This window comes from Microbacterium sp. 01T413_2, assembly GCF_056398985.1.
This window is the reverse complement of record NZ_JBFTQL010000018.1, coordinates 28,495-45,833: the sequence shown is the minus strand read 5'-3', so window position 1 is coordinate 45,833 and position 17,339 is coordinate 28,495. Positions and strand designations below refer to the sequence as shown.

Sequence of the window (17,339 nt, the reverse complement as noted above, 5' to 3'; positions counted from 1 at the left end):
GGCTGCCCCCGATGTCCGCCCCTTCCGAGCCGCTCTCCGATGCCGCCGTCCCCGCCTGGCTGCGGGAGCGGGGTGTGCCGGGGATCGTGGATCTGCACGTGCACTTCATGCCGGATCGGGTGCAGCAGAAGGTGTGGGACTTCTTCGACCGCGTGGCAGAGCGCGGTGCGCCGGCGTGGCCGATCCGCTATCGCGGCACGGACGAGGAGCGCGTCGCGCAGCTGCGCGCGATCGGAGTGAACCGGTTCACGACGCTGAGCTACGCGCATCGCCCCGGGATGGCGCAGTGGCTCAACGACTACGCGGCGGAGTTCGCGGCGGCGCATCCCGACGCGATCTCCTCGGCGACGTTCTACCCGGAGCCGGGCGCGGGATCGATCGCGGAGCGCGCCCTGGAACGCGGCGCGAGAGTGTTCAAGATCCATGTGCAGGTCGGCGACTTCTCGCCCCTGGATCCGGTCCTCACCGAGGCGTGGGAGCGCGCCGCGGCAGCGGGCGCGCCGGTCGTCATCCACTGCGGGAACGGACCGCACAAGGGCAGATACACGGGGCTCGATCCCGTGCGCGCTCTCGCCGAGCGGCATCCCTCGCTCGTGCTCGTCATCGCGCATGCGGGGCTTCCGGACTATCTCGGGTTCGCCGAGCTGGCCGCACGGCATCCGAACGTCTACCTCGACACGACGATGGTCGGCACGTCATGCATCGAGCGGATCGCGCTGCTGCCTCCCGGCTACGCGGAGATCATCGCGGGTCTCGGGCCCAAGGTCGTGCTCGGCACCGATTTCCCCTCGATTCCCTACCCCTACGCGCATCAGCTCGAGGTGCTCGACGGCTGGGGGCTGGGCGATCGCTGGCTGACCGACGTGCTCTGGAACACCCCGCGTCGGTTGCTGGGGATGGACGGATCCGGATCCGGGCCGTCCTCGGCGGATCCGTCGCCGATCCCCGCGGGCTGATCGAGAGCGGGCGGCGTGCGGCCTCCGGCGCCGCGCCAGGAGGCTCTCGAGCGCGAGAGGTGCGGCGATGCCGAGGAGGACCAGCGCGAGTCCCGCGAGCTGCCGTCCTTCGAGGATCTCGCCCGCTACGAGCACGCCGAGGAGCACGCCTGTCACCGGGTTGAGCAGGCCGATGAGGCCCACCGTGCCCGCGGGCAGGTGCTTCAGCGCCGCGAACCACGCGACGTTGGCGAGAGCGGTCGCGACCAGGGTGAGATAGCCGTAGGCCGCCAGGCCCGCGCCGTCGACGACGGGCGGCGGGCCCTCGACGACGATCGCGAACGGGATGAGGGCGAGTCCGCCGAAGACGAGCTGCCAGGCGGTGGAGGGCAGGATCCCGACTTCCCCGTTCCAGCGCTTGGCGAGGATGAATCCGACCGATGACATGGCCATCGCGGCGATCGAGGCGATCACGCCCCGCGGGTCGACGGAGGTCGCGGTGCCGAGCAGCATGAGTGCGACGCCGCCGATGCCGACGAAGGCGCCGAATAGTCGCAGGATCCCCGGACGCTCCCGCAGGATCGCCCACGCGGCGACGGCGATCGCGACCGAGGAGGTGGCCATGATCGTCGACGCGATGCTCGTCGGCAGCAGCTGCGCCGCGGCATAGACGAGCACGAAGAAGGCGCCGACGTTGAGGGTTCCGAGAACGGCGGACTTCCACCACCACGAGCCGCGGGGAAGGCGGCGGGCCAGAGTCAGGAGCACGAGTCCGGCGGGAAGAGCGCGGATCGCCGCGCCCCAGACGGGCGCATCGGGCAGCCACTCGCGCGTGACGAAGTAGGTGCTGCCCCAGGCGATCGGCGCGATCATCGCGACGGCGAGCCATCTCCGATTAGTTTCCACGGAAGACACTATAGCTTCCTTGGAAGATATAGTGAAGGGGTGGCGGACATCGATGACCAGGTGACACGGATCCAGCAGGCGTGGCGGCGGGAGCGCCCAGACCTCGACGTGACGCCGATCGGCACGATCGGGCGTCTGCACCGCCTGGCTCTGTCCCTGACCGAGGAGCTCGTCGGGGTCTACCGCCGCCACGGACTCTCCGAGGGCGACTTCGACGTGATGGCGGCGCTGCGCCGTTCCGGGGCGCCGTACGAGGCCAGCCCCACGGACCTCGCCGCCTCGACGATGATCACGAGCGGCGGGATGTCCAAGCGCATCGACAGACTCGAAGGAGCGGGGCTCGTCACCCGCCGGGTCGGATCCGGCGACGCACGGGGCCGCGTCATCGCCCTGACGGCGGAGGGCAAGGCGCTGATCGACGCCGCCTTCGCCGATCATGTCGCGAACGAGCAGCGCCTGCTGGCGATGGTGCCCGCGTCGGAGCGGGCGGCGCTGGAGACGACGCTGGCGGGGTGGCTCGCGCACTTCGAAGCGCGCGACTGACTGGCCCGGCCTTCGGGGCGCTGCGGCTCAGGCGGCGCACTTGGGACTGCTCGGGAGGCGCGTGGATGCGGGGAGGAGCCTGACGTTCCTCCCCGCATGTCCTCCAGTCGGTCCAGGCCGTCCTTCGTGTCGTCCGCAATGGGGTGACGGCGAGCACGAAGTCCGGGCGGGGACTCGATGAGCGTGAGACCTGGGACGACGGCTGCGTTACCCCCGAAGCCGCCTGGAAGTCTGGCGTGAAGCCCTCCGCTCATCGACCCGCCCAGGATGTCAAGGCGCCGCGCCCGCCGGAATGGCCAAAGGTCTAGAGATCGCCTTACTTCTGGCCGAGACTTGCCGTCGCGCGGAGCACCGTCCCAGCCCGTCGGTCCCACTCCGGTTCTCAGACGAGGGGGAACTGCACCTCGAGGATCCAGGCGTGGTGTTCGGAACGGACGGTGAGCTCGCCCCCGAGCTGCTGCGCCCGGGCCGTCATCCGCATGATGCCGTAGCCGCCGGACGGGAGCGCTTCTCGCGAGCCCTTCGCCGCCAGGGGGCTCCGCACGGACATCCGCACCGTGCCGGACGAGACTCTCACGGCGATCTCGACGGCCCCGCGGCCGCCGTGCTTGAGCACGTTGGTGATCGACTCGCGGGCGATGCGCGCGAGTGCCGCGTCGATGACGCGGGGGATGCGGGGGTCCGTAGGGTCCCCGTCCAGGACGAGCGCGGACCCTACGCCGTGCAACTCCGACCTCGCGTTCTCAAGTGCGCCGGCCAGGCTCTCGCGAGGCGGGTCGGCGAGGACCGCAGGACCTTTCGCCTGCTCGACCACCCGGCGCAGATCGCCGAGCGCCTTGTTCGCAGCGTCGCGGATCGTCTGCTGGGACTGTTCGCGGAGCTCTTCGTCGATGGGCTGTTCCAGGACCCGGGTGTACATCGCGATGACGGTGAGATCGTGGGCGATGACGTCGTGCAGTTCGTCCGCGATCCTCTGGCGCTCGGCGAAGGCCGCTTCCTGCTCGGCCTGCTCCTGCGCCCGGAGACTCTCCTGGAGTCGTTGCTCGCGGGCGGATCCCACGGTGAGGAGATACCCGACCGCTCCGGAGACCGTGGCGACGACGAGTGCTGCGGCGACGTTGGTCAGCGTGAGCCCTGGTACCGCGAAGGTCGCAGCCGCCGCGGCGGAAAGCAGGAAGCCGCCGACGAAGGTCACCAGCAGCGGCCTGGTCCCGGTTCGAACCACACAGCCCATGGCGACGGCGAGCGCGACGATCGTCGCGCCCTCGTTGGCGACGGCGAAGGAGACGCACATCGCCGACAGCAGCATGATGACCGCCAGGAGCGGTGACCACACGAAGAGGGCGAACACCGCCGTGAGAGCGAGCTGGAAGACGGAGGAGACGAGATCGTCCGCGGGGGAAACGATTACGAGGACGACGCTGATGGCGACTCCCGCAGCCGTCAGCGCGAGCAGCGTGAGGCGTTCGGCTTTCACCAGCGGCGACGATGCCCACGTGCGGAGCAATCTCCTCATCCGGTTGACCGGAGGCGACGGCTCGGAAGACATGGCCCTCATTATCGTGGGTCGCCCTCTCCGGGCCGTGAAGGTCGCAGGCGAGGTGAGGCGCTGCCCCACCTCGCCTGCGACGCCACCACTAGCTGCAGATGCCGAACGTCTTGCAGAGCCAGTCCCAGATTCCGGAATAGGTCGCAACGATGAACATGGCGCACTTCCTTCGCAGATTGAGCCGGGCGTCGGGTCGCTCGGTCGGGTGTCTGCATGCTGGATCCGTGCGGGAGTGCGCGCATTGGACCATCGGCCAGTGCTGCCAGGACTTCTGTCCAGTCCTTTTCTGACCTTCGGCGAGTACGCGCGCGCGTAGTCTCTGAGGATGACCTCGACGACCGCGTTGATCGCCGATGACGACCCGCTGGTGCGGCGCGCCCTCGCGGTGTTCCTGACCACCGCGGGCATCGACGTCGTGGAGGAATCCCCGGACGGCGCGCACGCGATCGCGGCCGCGCGCCGCCTCCGTCCCGACGTCGCTCTGGTCGACGTGCAGATGCCGGGTGTTGACGGCATCGCGGCCACCGCAGGGATCATCGAGCACTCGCCGGACACGAAGGTGCTGGCGATCACGACGTTCGGGTCGATCGAGTCGATCATGCCCATGCTCCGGGCGGGAGCCGCCGGTTACCTGCTCAAGGACACCGATCCCGAGGACATCGTCGCGGCCGTGCACGGAGTGCTCGCAGGCAACGGCGTCCTGTCTCCGCGGGTCACGACCCGACTGATCGCCTCGATCCGCGAAGCCGCAACGCCGTCGATCGAGCCGCTCGAGGAGTTCGAGGCGCTCTCGGACCGGGAGATCGAGGTGGTCCGCCTTCTCGCTGCGGGTCTTTCCAACGCGGAGATCGCCCTGGAGATGCACGTCTCAGAGGGGACCGTCAAGGCGCATCTCGGCAACATCATCGCGAAGTGGGGCGTCCGCGATCGTGTCCAGGTGCTGATCCGCGCCGCGCGGTCGGGGCTCGTCTCGTTCACCTGAGCGCTCGGCCCTCTGCAACGCCGAGTTGGACCTTCGTCCATTGATGTCTGAACCTTCGTCCTATCGCCGAGAACCGCGCGCTCGAGACGATGGATGCAGGCGCGTTCCCGTTCGCGCCATGTCTGCACGCCTCGACGGGGCCGGTTCCTGGATCCGGTTTCCGCGGCGGGTGTGACGCCATGAGGAGATGACAGATGCCCGACTCTCGCCATCAGCTGAAGGTGGTGACGTTCGCCGCGATCGGTCTCACGGCCGTGCTCGTCCTCGCGGGGACGGCCATGACCGCATATGCGCTCGTCGGCATGGAGCGCGACTCCACATTCTTCACCGCGACCCTCCTGTGGGCACAGGTGTTCCTCATGGCAGGCGTCGTCATCGGCGTGGGGGCCGTCTTCCTGAAACTGATGTGGCCGACGGCGAGTCCCGCGGCATGATGACCGCTCTGAGAAGGGTGCGACTGGCCTGCGGGCTGATCGCGGCCGGAGGCTTCGCGGCCATCGGAGCGAGCCGCCTCGCGGCGCTGCTCACGCACGTGCCGGGCAACGGCTTCCTGGGCGGGGCGGAGCCGGCGGTGTTCATCGTCGCATGCACGCTGCTCGTGGCCGCGGTGATCTCGATCCCCTACCTCCGCGAGACGGCGCACCCCGGTGTGGCCCCGGGATCCGCGACGAAGGAGAGCCCCGTGTCTCGGATCAGCGAGGACAGCCGGCGATGAAGCGGTCCGGAGCGCCTGAGGCCGTCGAACCGGGCGTCCACATCCGCGCACGGCATACGCGATAGGTTTGAGGCGTGTCGAGTCCCGAGTCAGACAGGTCAGGGGTTGACGGTCCCACCGCCAGCCCCCTGAGTCACTGATCACGACGCCCACGATCTGCGTGGGTGGATGTCTGGGCGTGCCCGGAGAGCCGGCCGTGGTGACAAGAAAGAACCCCTTCTTGATCACTCACCTCGGAGTACTGGATGCCTTTTGCTCTCTATCTGCTTGCCCTGGCGGTCTTCGTCATGGGAACTTCGGAATTCATGCTCGCGGGACTGCTTCCCGCGATCGCAACCGAACTCGACGTCTCGGTCGGCACCGCGGGCCTGCTGAACTCTGCGTTCGCAGTGGGCATGGTCGTGGGCGCGCCCGTCATGGCGGCCTCCGCTCGCCGCTGGCCGCCTCGGCTCACGCTGATCGTCTGCCTTCTCGTGTTCGCCGGAAGCCACGTCATCGGTGCGTTGACACCCGTGTTCTCGCTTCTCCTCATCACCCGGGTGCTCAGCGCTCTCGGGAACGCGGGCTTCCTCGCCGTCGCTCTGAGCACCGCGACCACGCTCGTGCCGGGGGACCAGAAGGGACGCGCCCTGTCGATCCTGCTGTCAGGCACGACGATCGCGACCGTCGCCGGCGTCCCCGCAGGGGCTCTGCTCGGCACCGTGCTCGGCTGGCGAGCGACGTTCTGGTCGATCGTCATCCTGTGCATCCCGGCGGTCTTCGGGGTCCTCCGCGGCATCCCGGGCAAGTCCATAACCCCGGGGGCCGCGCCGCGGCTCCGGACAGAGCTCAGCATGTTGACGAATCCGCGGCTCGTCCTGGCCATGACATTGGGCGCGCTGATCAATGGCGGGACGTTTGCGGCCTTCACCTTCTTCGCGCCCGTCGTGACCGAGACGGCCGGGCTGGCCGAAGGGTGGGTTTCCGTCGCGCTGGTGATGTTCGGCATCGGATCCTTCCTCGGCGTCACGATCGCGGGGCGACTGTCGGATCGACGACCCGGTCTCGTGCTCGCCGTCGCCGGGCCGCTGCTGCTCACACGCTGGATCGCTCTGGCATCGGTCGCATCGCATCCCGTCATGCTTTTCGTGCTGCTCCTCGTCCAGGGGCTCTTGTCGTTCGGCGTCGGCAGCACCGTGATCACGGGTGTGCTGTACGCGGCATCGGGGGCGCCGACCTTGGGCGGTTCGTATGCGACCGCGGCCTTGAACGCCGGCGCCGCCGCGGGGCCGGTGCTCGGTGCGCTCGGGCTCGCGACGGGGCTCGGGCCGTCCGCCCCGATATGGATCGCCGCGGCGCTGACCGCGGGCGCTCTCGTGATCATGTGCCTCACCAGGCGGGTGTTCATGAAACCCATGGCGGAGGCGATGGGCTGACCCGTCCGATGGGGGGAGGCGTTTCGTCTCGCTTCGCTCGCTCAACGACCGGAAGCCGCGCTCGCTCGACGACCGGAGTCGGAGCAAGGGAGCGGCGGAACCGCGCGTGACCAGGAAAAGACGAAACCCCCGCGATGTAGAAGCTACGCGAGGGTTTCTGGGGTGATTGTAACGATCACCCGTGTGGCTCCGACCGGCATCGATCCGGTGACCTTTCGATTTTCAGTCGAACGCTCTACCAACTGAGCTACAGAGCCGCACAAGCCTGAAGGTGGAAGCTTCTGACCTGCGCCCTATACGACAGGCCTTTCCGAGGAAAGGCCTGTCGCTTGGAGCGACCCTGACGGGACTTGAACCCGCGACCTCCGCCGTGACAGGGCGGCACGCTAACCAACTGCGCTACAGGGCCAGAACTATGAAATTGTATCGGAAAGAGTGACCCCAACGGGATTCGAACCCGTGCTACCGCCGTGAAAGGGCGGCGTCCTAGGCCGCTAAACGATGGGGCCGGAGGCGAACCTCGGGGGTTCCCTTGCCGACGCTCAAGCATAAGGGGTTCTTGAGGGAAAACACCAATCGAGAGCGCGTCGCTCTGGATCCCGGGCGTGTCAAGGCGCACAATGGGAGTTGGTCCCGTCCCGTCCCCGAACGCTCGACCACCAGCCGTCGACCCGAAGAATTCCCGATCCCGAGCGGGATCCGAAGGTTGCTATTGAGGCTGATGTTGTTAGTGTGACATGAGTGAAACCGGCGAAAGGGAGCCGCGTGAACCATCCGAACATCGAAGACGCCCGTCGACCCGGACAGGCGTCGCTCGTTCGGCGTGCCCGCGCGGCGCGCGACGGACGCCGCCGCAGCGGTGTCGCGCTGAGCATCGCCACCGTGGGTGCGCTGATCCTCGGCCTTCTCATGGGCGCTCCGGCCGCCTACGCCGACGACTACCCCAGCTGGGACGACGTGCAGGCGGCGAAGGCCAACGAGGACGCGACCGCGAACGAGGTCGGTCGGATCCAGGGGCTCATCGCCACCCTCACGCAGAACGTGGCAACGACCAAGGCCGCTGCCGATGCTGCGAGCAACGAGGCGTTCGCTGCGCAGCAGGCCGCGAACGAGCAGGCCCGTCGTACCGACGATCTGCAGGCCCAGGCCGACGCGCAGAAGAAGATCGCCGACGACAGCGCCAGCAGGGCCGGCCAGATCGCCGCGCAGCTGTCGCGCGACGGCGGCGACACCACGGCCCTGCAGCTGTTCTTCTCGAAGTCCACGACCAAGACCGACGAGCTGCTGCAGCGCCTCGGCCAGATGGACCGCGTGCTCTCCGGCACGCAGGCCATCTATGACAAGGCCGTGGTGGCCAAGAACACCGCGCAGTCGCTGACGGATCAGGCCACCGCGGCACGGGCCGAGCGCGACCGCCTGTCCCAGGTCGCGCAGGACAAGCTCAAGGCGGCGCAAGCGGCGGCGGAAGCCGCCCAGGCTGCGCTCAACGATCAGCAGACTCACCTCGGCCAGCTGCAGGCGCAGCTCGCCTCGCTGCAGGACACGACAGCCAAGACGGTCGCGGGCTACCAGGCTGGCGAAGCCGCTCGTGCGGCTGCAGAGGCCGCGGCGGAGGCGGCTCGCCAGGCCGCCGCAGAGGCTGCTCGCCAGAACGGTGGCGGCGGTGGCGGYGGGAGCCCATCGGCCGGCAGCGGCGGCTGGGTGCGTCCGTTCGGCGGCTACCAGTCCTCCGGCTACGGTCCCCGCGTGCCCGACTGCAACTCCAACGGCTGCTCGTCGAGCTTCCACGAGGGCGTCGACCTCGCCGACGGCAGCTGCGGCTCGCCGATCTACGCCGCGCACTCGGGCAGTGTGTCGATGGCCTGGTACTACGGCGGCTACGGCAACTACATCCGGATCGAGAACAACGACGGCTCCGGGATGGGAACGGGTTACGGTCACATCGAGTACGGCGGGTTCAACGTCTATCCCGGCGAGTGGGTCAATGCCGGCGACGTGATCGCCTACGCAGGCAACACCGGCGGATCCTTCGGCTGCCACCTGCATTTCGAGGTGTACCAGGACGACTATCCGATCAACCCGATCAGCTTCATGGAGGGCCAGGGCGTCAACATGGGCTGATCCTCGGATCCTCACGCAAGAAGACCCCCGGGCCGCTGAGCGGCGCCGGGGGTCTTCTGCGTATCTGGCGTTCGGTCCCTTCGAGAACCTCAGGGACCGGAACGGGTCAGTGGCCTTCGTTGGCGAAGCGCTCGATGGCCTCGTCGAGGATCCGCTGCGCCTCGGAGGCGTCGCCCCAGGCGTCGACCTTGACCCACTTGTTGGGCTCGAGGTCCTTGTAGTGCTCGAAGAAGTGCGAGATCTCCTTCTTCGTGTACTCGGCCAGGTCGTCGACGTCCTGGATGTGCGACCAGCGCGGGTCCTTGCTCAGCACGGCGACGAGCTTGTCGTCGCCACCAGCCTCGTCGCTCATCTTCAGCACCGCGACGGGGCGCACGTTCACGACCACACCGGGGAAGATGGCCTGGTCGAGCAGCACCAGCACGTCCAGCGGGTCGCCGTCCTCGCCGAGGGTGTTGTCGAAGTAGCCGTAGTCGGCCGGGTAGCCGAAGGTCGTGTAGAGCACGCGGTCGAGGTGCACTCGTCCGGTCTCGTGGTCGACCTCGTACTTCACGCGGCTGCCGCGCGGGATCTCGATGACGGCGTCGTGTGCGCCCATGCGTGTGCTCCTCAGAAAAGACGGTTGGATGCCGCGCACAAGCCTACTTCGCGTAAGGATCCTCGCGCGTGGGCCCCGCGCTCACCGGCGTCGCGCGCAGCGGTGCGCGACCGTCGCCCGTGCAGAGGGCGGCCGAGAACCGGTCCGGGTAGCGTGGGAGCGTGCCCTCCCTCTCTCCCGCCGTCGCCGAGATCCGACGTGCTGTGCGCACTGCGCTGGCGGCGCTGCCCGAACGACCGAGCACCGTGATCGTGGCGCTCTCCGGGGGCGCCGACTCCCTGGCGCTCGCCGCGGCGACCGCGTTCGAGGCGCGAGCCGCGGGGATCAGCGTGCGGAGCGTCACGGTCGATCACGGTCTGCAGGCCGGATCCGACCGCGTCGCGGCCGAGGCAGCGGCGAAGGCGGCGGCGCTCGGCATCGAGGCGCTGGTGGAGCGCGTCGTCGTGGCGGAGGCGGGGGAGGGGCCGGAGGCCGACGCGCGGACCGCTCGTTACGCCGCGCTGCGCCGGATCGCGCAGCGCGAGGAGGGGCCCGTGCTGCTCGGGCACACGCTCGACGACCAGGCGGAGACGGTGCTGCTCGGCTTGGCGAGGGGATCCGGCGCCGGCAGTCTGCAGGGCATGGCTCCCGTACGCGTCGATGAGGACGACACCACGTGGATCCGCCCGCTGCTCGCCGTGCGCCGTGAGACGACGCGGACCGCCTGCGCAGCGGAGGGGCTCGAGCCCTGGGATGATCCGCACAACGCCGACCCCCGCTACCTGCGCGTGCGGGCCCGCGAACGCGTACTGCCGGTGCTCGAAGCCGAGCTGGGGCCGGGTATCGCCGAGGCGCTCGCCCGCACCGCCGAACAACTGCGTGAGGACGCGGAAGCGTTCGACGAGATGATCCACGAGACCATCGAGGACATCGTGGAGCACGCTGAAGCAGGGATCTCCGTCAGCGCCACGGCCCTCGCCGCGAACCCGGCGGCGCTGCGCAACCGCGTGATCCGCCTCGTCGTGCAGAGCGAGTTCGGTGTCGGCCTGACCCGCACGCAGACCGTCGAGGTCGCGCGCCTGGTGACCGACTGGTCGGGCCAGGGTCCGCTCGACCTGCCCGGTTGCACGGTCGCCCGTGTCGGCGGCCGCATCGTGTTCGCCGCCCGCTAGCGCCGCGGACGACGGAACGCGACGCCCGGAGGACGCCGCGTTCCATGGAACGGTCTTGCCGTCGCGCTACTTCTTGCCGCCGAGAAGGCCGCCGAGAAGGCCGCCGATGTCGATGCCGCCCGCGCCGCCGGCCGCGGAACCCTGACCGCCGCCGAACAGGCCGCCGAGGCCGCCGAGGATGCTGCCGAGCCCGCCGCCACCGGCGGAGGAGCCCTGCTGCTGGCCGCCGCCGAGCAGGCCGCCCAGGATGTCGCCGAGACCACCGCCGCTGCCGCCCGCCGAGGAGCCCTTCTGGCTGTTCGCGATGAGCCCCATCACGATCGGGGCGAGGATCGGGAGCAGCTTGCCGAAGTCGATGCCGGCCGTCTTCTGATCGTTCGTCAGGGTCTGCGCGACCTGGTCGGCGCTGTCGCCGAAAACGTGCGAGACGATCTTCTGACCGTCGGCCTCGTCGATGTCGTCCACCGATGCCGCGCCGGAGAAGCCGTCGTGCTTGGCGAGGGCCGCTTCGATCGCGGAGGAGCCTTCCGGGGTCTCGGCGTTCTTGGCAAGGCCTCCGAGCAGAGCGGCGCCGCCTTCTTGCACCGCCTGCCGCGCGACGTCCTCGCTGACGCCGAGCTTCTGCGCGATGTCGCCGATCGGCACCTGGTTGAGGATCTCGTCGATGTCCATGGGACTCCTTCCGTCCGCGACGGGGGCTCGGTTCCCCCAAGCGCAACCCCGCCTCTCCGCTCACAGTAGCGGGCGCGGCACTCCTGCGGGAGAACGGATCCGGTCCCGTAAAATCGATGCATGCGCGCTGCGGACATCCCCGACGACCTGACCGACATCCTCGTCACAGAGGAGGAGATCCGCGCCAAGCTCGATGAGCTCGCGGCGCGAGTCGCCGAAGACTACGCGGGCAAGGATCTGCTGCTGATCGGAGTGCTCAAGGGCGCCGTCATGGTCATGGCCGACTTCGCCCGGGCGCTGCCGTTCTCGGCGCCGATGGACTGGATGGCGGTGTCGAGCTACGGTGCGAGCACGCGCTCGAGCGGTGTCGTGCAGATCCGCAAGGACCTCGACACCGACCTGCACGGCAAGCACGTGCTCATCGTCGAGGACGTCATCGACTCCGGCCTGACCCTGAGCTGGCTGCTGGAGAACTTCGCCTCCCGCGGCGCCGCGTCGATCGAGGTGCTCGCGCTGCTGCGCAAGCCCGAGGCGGCCAAGGTCGTGATCGACTGCAAGTACGTCGGCTTCGACATCCCGCCGGAGTTCGTGGTCGGCTACGGCCTCGACTACGCCGAGCGCTACCGCAACCTGCGCGACGTCGCGGTGCTGGCGCCGCACGTGTACGCGTAAGGTCCTGCCGGTCGCTGAGCCCGTCGAAGCGCCCTCTCGCGGGATATCCCTTCGACAGGGTCAGGGACCGAGCGGCAGGTACGCCGTGGGCGAATCCCCAGGAGGGCCTCAAGTCTCTCGCGCTACGCTGATCTGATCATGGATGTCAAGAAGATCACGCGCAGTTGGCTGACCTATGTGGTGCTGATCGGCCTGTTCCTGGTCGGCGGTTTTCTGCTGATCAGCAACCTCGGATCCTCCTCGCAGGTCTCGACCCAGGAGGGTCTCGACCTGCTGAAGAAGGGGAGCGTCACGAAGGTCGTCAACACCGACGGCGACCAGCGCGTGGACATGACGCTGTCCGAGGAGTACAAGGGCTCCAAGGCGGTGCAGTTCTACTACGTGCAGGCCCGCGCGGCCGACGTGGTGAAGGCGATCGACGACGCCGCGCCCAAGGACGGCTACAACGACGCGGTGCCGAAGGCGAGCTGGTTCGACGGCTTCCTGTCGATTCTGATCCCCATGGTGCTGCTCGGCCTGCTCTTCTGGTGGCTGCTGTCCAGCGCCCAGGGCGGCAACAGCAAGATCATGCAGTTCGGCAAGTCCCGCGCGAAGCTCGTGAGCAAGGAGAACCCGACCGTCACGTTCGCTGACGTGGCGGGTGCGGACGAGGCCATCGAGGAGCTTCACGAGATCAAGGAGTTCCTGCAGGATCCGGGCAAGTTCCAGGCCATCGGCGCGCGGATCCCGAAGGGCGTGCTGCTGTACGGCCCTCCCGGAACAGGCAAGACCCTGCTCGCCCGCGCCGTCGCCGGTGAGGCCGGCGCCCCGTTCTACTCGATCTCCGGATCCGACTTCGTCGAGATGTTCGTCGGCGTCGGCGCCTCCCGCGTGCGTGACCTGTTCACGCAGGCCAAGGAGAACGCCCCCGCGATCATCTTCATCGACGAGATCGACGCCGTCGGCCGGCACCGCGGTGCGGGCCTCGGTGGCGGCAACGACGAGCGCGAGCAGACGCTGAACCAGATGCTCGTCGAGATGGACGGCTTCGACCCGAACGCGAACGTCATCGTGATCGCGGCGACGAACCGCCCCGACATCCTCGACCCCGCGCTGCTTCGCCCCGGCCGCTTCGACCGGCAGATCGGCGTGGACGCCCCCGACCTCAAGGGCCGCCAGCACATCCTCGAGGTGCACGCGAAGGGCAAGCCGCTCGCGAATGGCGTCGACCTCGAGGTCGTCGCCCGCAAGACGCCTGGCTTCACCGGCGCCGACCTGGCGAACGTGCTGAACGAGGCCGCGCTGCTGACGGCGCGCTCGAACGCGCAGCTGATCGACAACCGCGCTCTCGACGAGGCCATCGACCGCGTCATCGCCGGCCCGCAGCGCCGCACCCGCGTGATGAAGGACAAGGAGAAGCTCATCACGGCKTACCACGAGGGCGGCCACGCGCTCGCGGCGGCGGYGATGAACTACACCGACCCGGTCACCAAGATCACGATCCTGCCGCGCGGAAAGGCCCTCGGCTACACGATGGTGCTGCCGTTGGACGACAAGTACTCGGTGACCCGCAACGAGCTGCAGGACCAGCTCACCTACGCGATGGGCGGCCGCGTCTCCGAGGAGATCGTGTTCCACGACCCGACCACGGGCGCGTCGAACGACATCGAGAAGGCCACGTCCATCGCCCGCAAGATGGTGCTGGAGTACGGCATGACCACCGACCTCGGTCCGGTCAAGCTCGGCACCGAGGGCGGCGAGCCGTTCGCCGGCCGCGACATGGGCCGAGGGCGCGAATACTCCGAGACGATCGCCGAGCGGGTGGACACGCAGGTGCGCGCGCTCATCGAGCAGGCGCACAACGAGGCGTACGAGGTGATCAGCGCCAACCGCGACATCCTCGACAAGCTCGCCCGCGAGCTGCTCGAGAAGGAGACCCTGGATCACAACCAGATCGCGGAGATCTTCACCGAGATCCGCAAGCTCCCCGAGCGTCCGCAGTGGCTGTCCAGCGAGGACCGTCCGGTGTCGCTGCTGCCCCCGATCGAGATGCCGCAGCGCGGTGTCGAGGTCGGTGCGGCGGCGACCGAGGCGGCGCAGCCGTCGACGGAGCGCCGGCCGGGCACCGCGGGCGGCGGGAAGCCGCGCCCCGCGACGGCCTGAGCGATGGCCGTCGATCGGGATCGCGTCGCGAGCCTGACCCGTGAGCTGCTGCTCGCGATCGGTGAGGATCCGGAGCGCCCTGGGCTGAAGCAGACCCCGGCGCGGATGGCTGACCTCTACGTCGAGTTCTTCGCCGGACTCGGTGAGGATCCGGGGGCTCCCCTCGCACACACGATCAGCGTCTCGCACGGCCCCGCCCCCGACACGCTGCCGTCGGGCGCCGTGCTGCTGCGCGGGATCCGGTTCCGTTCGGTGTGCGAGCATCATCTGCTCCCGTTCGCCGGGCACGCGCACATCGCGTACCTGCCGGGCGAGCACGTGGTGGGGCTCGGCGCCCTCGTGAAGGTGGTCGAGATCCTCGCGTCGCGTCCGCAGGTGCAGGAGCGGCTCGGCGAGCAGGTCGCGGATGCGATCGCCTCCCACCTCGATGCGCAGGGTGTGCTCGTGGTGATGGACGCGGTGCACGGCTGCGTCACCATGCGCGGTGGACGTCAGACCGAGGCGTCGACTCTCACGATCGCGGCCCGCGGTGTATACACGGATCCGGTCGCGCGCGCCGAATTGATCGCGCTGATCGGCTCTTCGACGGCCTCAGGGCTCGGCGGCGCATGACCGCGATCTGGGGGATCGTCAACACCACCCCCGACTCGTTCAGCGACGGCGGGCGCTATGCCGTGCCCGACCCTGCGGTCGGGCACGGCGTGCTGCTGCGCGCGCAGGGGGCCGACGTGCTCGACATCGGCGGGGAGTCCACCCGGCCCGGTGCGGTGCGGGTGTCCGTCGCCGAGGAGCAGCGCCGCGTGCTGCCGGTCATCGAGCGCCTCGCCGCGGAGGGGATCCCGGTGAGCGTGGACACCCTGAACGCCGCCACCGCGGTCGCGGCGGTGCGCGCGGGAGCACGCATCGTCAACGACGTTTCGGGTGGACTCGCGGATCCGGAGATGCTCGCGGCCGTCGCCGAAACGGGCGCCGACATCGCGCTGGGGCACTGGCGCGGTCCCTCGTCGGACATGTACGCACGCGCCGAGTACTCCCGGGTGGGACGCGAGGTGGCGACCGAGTTGCGCGAGCGCGTCGAGGCGGCGGCATCTGCGGGCATCGCGCCCTCGCGGATCATCGTGGACCCCGGGGTGGGCTTCGCGAAGACCGCCGGCCAGAACTGGGAGCTGCTGCGCGAGCTTGCCGACGTCGTCGCGCTCGGGCCGCGCGTGCTCGTGGGCACCTCGCGCAAGCGTTTCCTCGCCGACGCGCTGGGCGCTGACGCCGAAGAGGCGCGCAAGGATCTCGCGACGGCCGTGACGAGTGTGCTCGCGGCGCGCGCCGGGGCCTGGGCCGTGCGGGTGCACGACGTCGCCGGGACGCGCGACGCGCTCGCCGTGCTCGGCGCCTGGGACGGCTGAGCGCCCGCGCTTCGCCTGCCGCGGACATCCGCGAGCCTTGTCGTCCCGCCGCCGTAGGCTGGGGGCATGGACTTCCTCGACACGATCACGCTGACCGGGTTGACCGTGTTCGGGCGGCACGGCGTGTTCGACCATGAGCGCGAGAACGGCCAGGACTTCATCGTCGACCTGAGTCTGCACCTGTCGGTGCGTCAGGCCGCGATCAGCGACGACGTCGCCGACACCGTGCATTACGGCGAGCTCGCCGAGCGGGTCGCTGCCGTCGTCGCAGGCGAGCCGGTCAACCTGCTGGAGACGCTCGCCACTCGCATCGCGGACGTGGTGATGGAGGACGAGCGGATCCACGGCGTCGAGGTCACCGTGCACAAGCCGCACGCGCCGATCCCGCTGACCTTCGCCGACGTGTCGGTGACGGTGCAGCGCGTGAGCCACGCGCAGCGCGAATGGAGCGAAGGATGACGCCGACGCACCCGATCCCGCCCGTCCCGCGCGGCCGCAGGCTCCCTGTCATCGATCCGCGCCCCGAGGAGGAGCCGGTCGAAGCCGTCGTCGCTCTCGGCTCCAACCTCGGCGACACCACCTCGACCATCGATGAGGCGGTGCGCGCGATCCGCCGGCTGCCCCTCGTGGACGACGTACGCGTCTCGAAGGTCTTCCGCACGGTCGCGGTGCGGCTGGAGGGACCGGATCCGGATGCTCCGGAGTTCGCGAACGCCGTCGCGATCGTCACCACTCGGCTCGCCCCGCAGGTGCTGCTCGGCATGCTGCACGCGATCGAGGAGGAGCACGGTCGCATCCGCGCCGAGCGCTGGGGCGACCGCACTCTCGACCTCGACCTGATCGCGTACGGCGACGTCCGCAGCGACGACGAGCACCTGCTGCTGCCGCACCCGCGCGCGTTCGAGCGCGCGTTCGTGCTGGCGCCGTGGCTCGACGTGGATCCTGATGCGGTGCTGCCGGGACGCGGGCGGGTCTCCGACCTGCTGGCTGCGCTCGAGGACGACTCATGAAGCGGATCTCCCCGGTGGTGCTGTTGGTGCTCGCGCTCGCCGGTGCGGCGGCCGGGTTCCTGCTCGACCACGCGCTGACCACCGCCGGCAGAGCCACCTTCGCCCCGGCCATCCTGCTGCCGATCTTCCTCGTGCTGCTGGCCATCGCCGTGCTCGCGCTGGCGTGGCCGATCCGGCGCAGCACACGGTCGGCGTCGCTGCCACGCGTCAACCCGTTCCACGCTGTGCGGATCGCGATGCTCGCGAGGGCCTCGAGCCTGGTCGGAGCAGGGATCACCGGCTTCGCCGTCGGCCTGGGGGCCTATCTGCTCTCGCGTCCGATCACCCCGCCGATAGGCTCGATCATCGCGACAGCCGTCGCCGCGCTCGTGCTCACGATCGCGGCGGTGATCGCGGAGAGCTTCTGCCTGCTGCCCGGAAACGGGCCCCACGACCCCGACGGCCACGACGGGCCGCGCCTGGAGGACGACGATGACGACCATCCCCGAACCGCCGCAGAACCCGGGCTCTGACGCCGCCGCGCCGCCG

General features: G+C 69.4%; 18 protein-coding genes, 3 tRNA genes and 1 pseudogene. 15 read left to right on the top strand and 7 right to left on the bottom strand.

Annotated elements, in window-relative coordinates:
* Positions 1-11: 11 nt before the first annotated feature.
* The gene (locus AC1DMN_RS10970) at positions 12-956 is read left to right on the top strand and encodes an amidohydrolase family protein (RefSeq protein WP_477230546.1); all 945 of its coding nucleotides are present in this window, start codon (positions 12-14) and stop codon (positions 954-956) included.
* A gap of 123 nt (positions 957-1,079) precedes the next feature.
* On the opposite strand, the pseudogene AC1DMN_RS10965 reads toward AC1DMN_RS10970, so the two are convergent.
* A pseudogene (locus AC1DMN_RS10965) lies at positions 1,080-1,808 on the bottom strand (EamA family transporter); the annotation flags it as partial.
* 72 nt (positions 1,809-1,880) lie between these two features.
* Here AC1DMN_RS10965 and AC1DMN_RS10960 point away from each other — a divergent pair.
* A complete protein-coding gene (locus AC1DMN_RS10960; RefSeq protein ID WP_477230545.1) occupies positions 1,881-2,384 on the top strand; it encodes a MarR family winged helix-turn-helix transcriptional regulator in 504 nt (167 codons plus the stop codon).
* A 382-nt stretch (positions 2,385-2,766) separates the two neighbouring features.
* On the opposite strand, the gene AC1DMN_RS10955 is transcribed toward AC1DMN_RS10960, so the two are convergent.
* Positions 2,767-3,900 carry a sensor histidine kinase gene (locus AC1DMN_RS10955; RefSeq protein WP_440734984.1) on the bottom strand — a complete coding sequence of 378 codons (1,134 nt, stop codon included), beginning with the start codon at positions 3,898-3,900 and terminating at the stop codon, positions 2,767-2,769.
* A 358-nt stretch (positions 3,901-4,258) separates the two neighbouring features.
* Here AC1DMN_RS10955 and AC1DMN_RS10950 point away from each other — a divergent pair, with 358 nt between their 5' ends.
* The 4 genes from AC1DMN_RS10950 (at position 4,259) to AC1DMN_RS10935 (ending at position 7,045) form a co-directional block, all read left to right on the top strand.
* Positions 4,259-4,915, top strand: coding sequence for a response regulator (locus AC1DMN_RS10950; RefSeq protein ID WP_477230544.1), 657 nt, complete (start codon positions 4,259-4,261; stop codon positions 4,913-4,915).
* A 194-nt stretch (positions 4,916-5,109) separates the two neighbouring features.
* A complete protein-coding gene (locus AC1DMN_RS10945) occupies positions 5,110-5,349 on the top strand; it encodes a hypothetical protein (protein ID WP_477230543.1) in 240 nt (79 codons plus the stop codon).
* A complete protein-coding gene (locus AC1DMN_RS10940; protein ID WP_477230542.1) occupies positions 5,346-5,630 on the top strand; it encodes a hypothetical protein in 285 nt (94 codons plus the stop codon). The genes AC1DMN_RS10945 and AC1DMN_RS10940 overlap by 4 nt, the downstream gene beginning before the upstream one ends.
* A 245-nt stretch (positions 5,631-5,875) precedes the next feature.
* Entirely contained in the window at positions 5,876-7,045 is a 1,170-nt protein-coding gene (locus AC1DMN_RS10935; RefSeq protein ID WP_477230541.1) for a Cmx/CmrA family chloramphenicol efflux MFS transporter, read from the top strand.
* A gap of 184 nt (positions 7,046-7,229) precedes the next feature.
* Here the strand turns inward: AC1DMN_RS10935 and AC1DMN_RS10930 are convergent.
* The 3 genes from AC1DMN_RS10930 to AC1DMN_RS10920 form a co-directional block, all read right to left on the bottom strand.
* Positions 7,230-7,302 (bottom strand) — tRNA-Phe (locus tag AC1DMN_RS10930).
* Positions 7,303-7,380: 78 nt separating this feature from the next.
* Positions 7,381-7,454 (bottom strand) — tRNA-Asp (locus tag AC1DMN_RS10925).
* A gap of 27 nt (positions 7,455-7,481) precedes the next feature.
* Positions 7,482-7,554: transfer RNA gene (locus AC1DMN_RS10920), tRNA-Glu, on the bottom strand.
* A 256-nt stretch (positions 7,555-7,810) separates the two neighbouring features.
* On the opposite strand from AC1DMN_RS10920, the gene AC1DMN_RS10915 reads away from it, so the two are divergent.
* Complete coding sequence (locus tag AC1DMN_RS10915) at positions 7,811-9,166, top strand: peptidoglycan DD-metalloendopeptidase family protein (protein ID WP_477230540.1); 1,356 nt, start codon at positions 7,811-7,813, stop codon at positions 9,164-9,166.
* A 106-nt stretch (positions 9,167-9,272) separates the two neighbouring features.
* On the opposite strand, the gene ppa is transcribed toward AC1DMN_RS10915, so the two are convergent.
* Entirely contained in the window at positions 9,273-9,764 is a 492-nt protein-coding gene (gene ppa / locus AC1DMN_RS10910; RefSeq protein ID WP_440734989.1) for an inorganic diphosphatase, read from the bottom strand.
* Positions 9,765-9,925: 161 nt separating this feature from the next.
* On the opposite strand from ppa, the gene tilS reads away from it, so the two are divergent.
* Positions 9,926-10,915 (top strand): tRNA lysidine(34) synthetase TilS, encoded by a 990-nt coding sequence (gene tilS, locus AC1DMN_RS10905; RefSeq protein WP_477230539.1) that lies wholly within the window; start codon positions 9,926-9,928, stop codon positions 10,913-10,915.
* A 66-nt stretch (positions 10,916-10,981) separates the two neighbouring features.
* On the opposite strand, the gene AC1DMN_RS10900 is transcribed toward tilS, so the two are convergent.
* Positions 10,982-11,587: a DUF937 domain-containing protein gene (locus AC1DMN_RS10900; protein WP_477230538.1), complete on the bottom strand. Its 606-nt coding sequence runs from the start codon at positions 11,585-11,587 to the stop codon at positions 10,982-10,984.
* A gap of 120 nt (positions 11,588-11,707) precedes the next feature.
* Here AC1DMN_RS10900 and hpt point away from each other — a divergent pair, with 120 nt between their 5' ends.
* From hpt to AC1DMN_RS10865, 7 genes are all read left to right on the top strand, one after another.
* Positions 11,708-12,259, top strand: a complete 552-nt coding sequence (gene hpt, locus AC1DMN_RS10895; RefSeq protein ID WP_440734992.1) for a hypoxanthine phosphoribosyltransferase — start codon at positions 11,708-11,710, stop codon at positions 12,257-12,259.
* Positions 12,260-12,397: 138 nt separating this feature from the next.
* Entirely contained in the window at positions 12,398-14,401 is a 2,004-nt protein-coding gene (gene ftsH, locus AC1DMN_RS10890; protein WP_477384210.1) for an ATP-dependent zinc metalloprotease FtsH, read from the top strand.
* Between the two features lie 3 nt (positions 14,402-14,404).
* Positions 14,405-15,013 (top strand): GTP cyclohydrolase I, encoded by a 609-nt coding sequence (gene folE, locus AC1DMN_RS10885; RefSeq protein WP_440734994.1) that lies wholly within the window; start codon positions 14,405-14,407, stop codon positions 15,011-15,013.
* Complete coding sequence (gene folP, locus AC1DMN_RS10880) at positions 15,010-15,801, top strand: dihydropteroate synthase (RefSeq protein WP_477384208.1); 792 nt, start codon at positions 15,010-15,012, stop codon at positions 15,799-15,801. Before folE ends, folP begins: the two co-directional genes overlap by 4 nt.
* Positions 15,802-15,867: 66 nt before the next feature.
* Entirely contained in the window at positions 15,868-16,260 is a 393-nt protein-coding gene (gene folB, locus AC1DMN_RS10875; protein ID WP_440734996.1) for a dihydroneopterin aldolase, read from the top strand.
* Positions 16,257-16,811, top strand: coding sequence for a 2-amino-4-hydroxy-6-hydroxymethyldihydropteridine diphosphokinase (gene folK / locus AC1DMN_RS10870; RefSeq protein WP_440734997.1), 555 nt, complete (start codon positions 16,257-16,259; stop codon positions 16,809-16,811). Before folB ends, folK begins: the two co-directional genes overlap by 4 nt.
* The gene (locus AC1DMN_RS10865) at positions 16,808-17,323 is read left to right on the top strand and encodes a DUF3180 domain-containing protein (RefSeq protein ID WP_440734998.1); all 516 of its coding nucleotides are present in this window, start codon (positions 16,808-16,810) and stop codon (positions 17,321-17,323) included. Before folK ends, AC1DMN_RS10865 begins: the two co-directional genes overlap by 4 nt.
* Positions 17,324-17,339 lie beyond the last annotated feature (16 nt).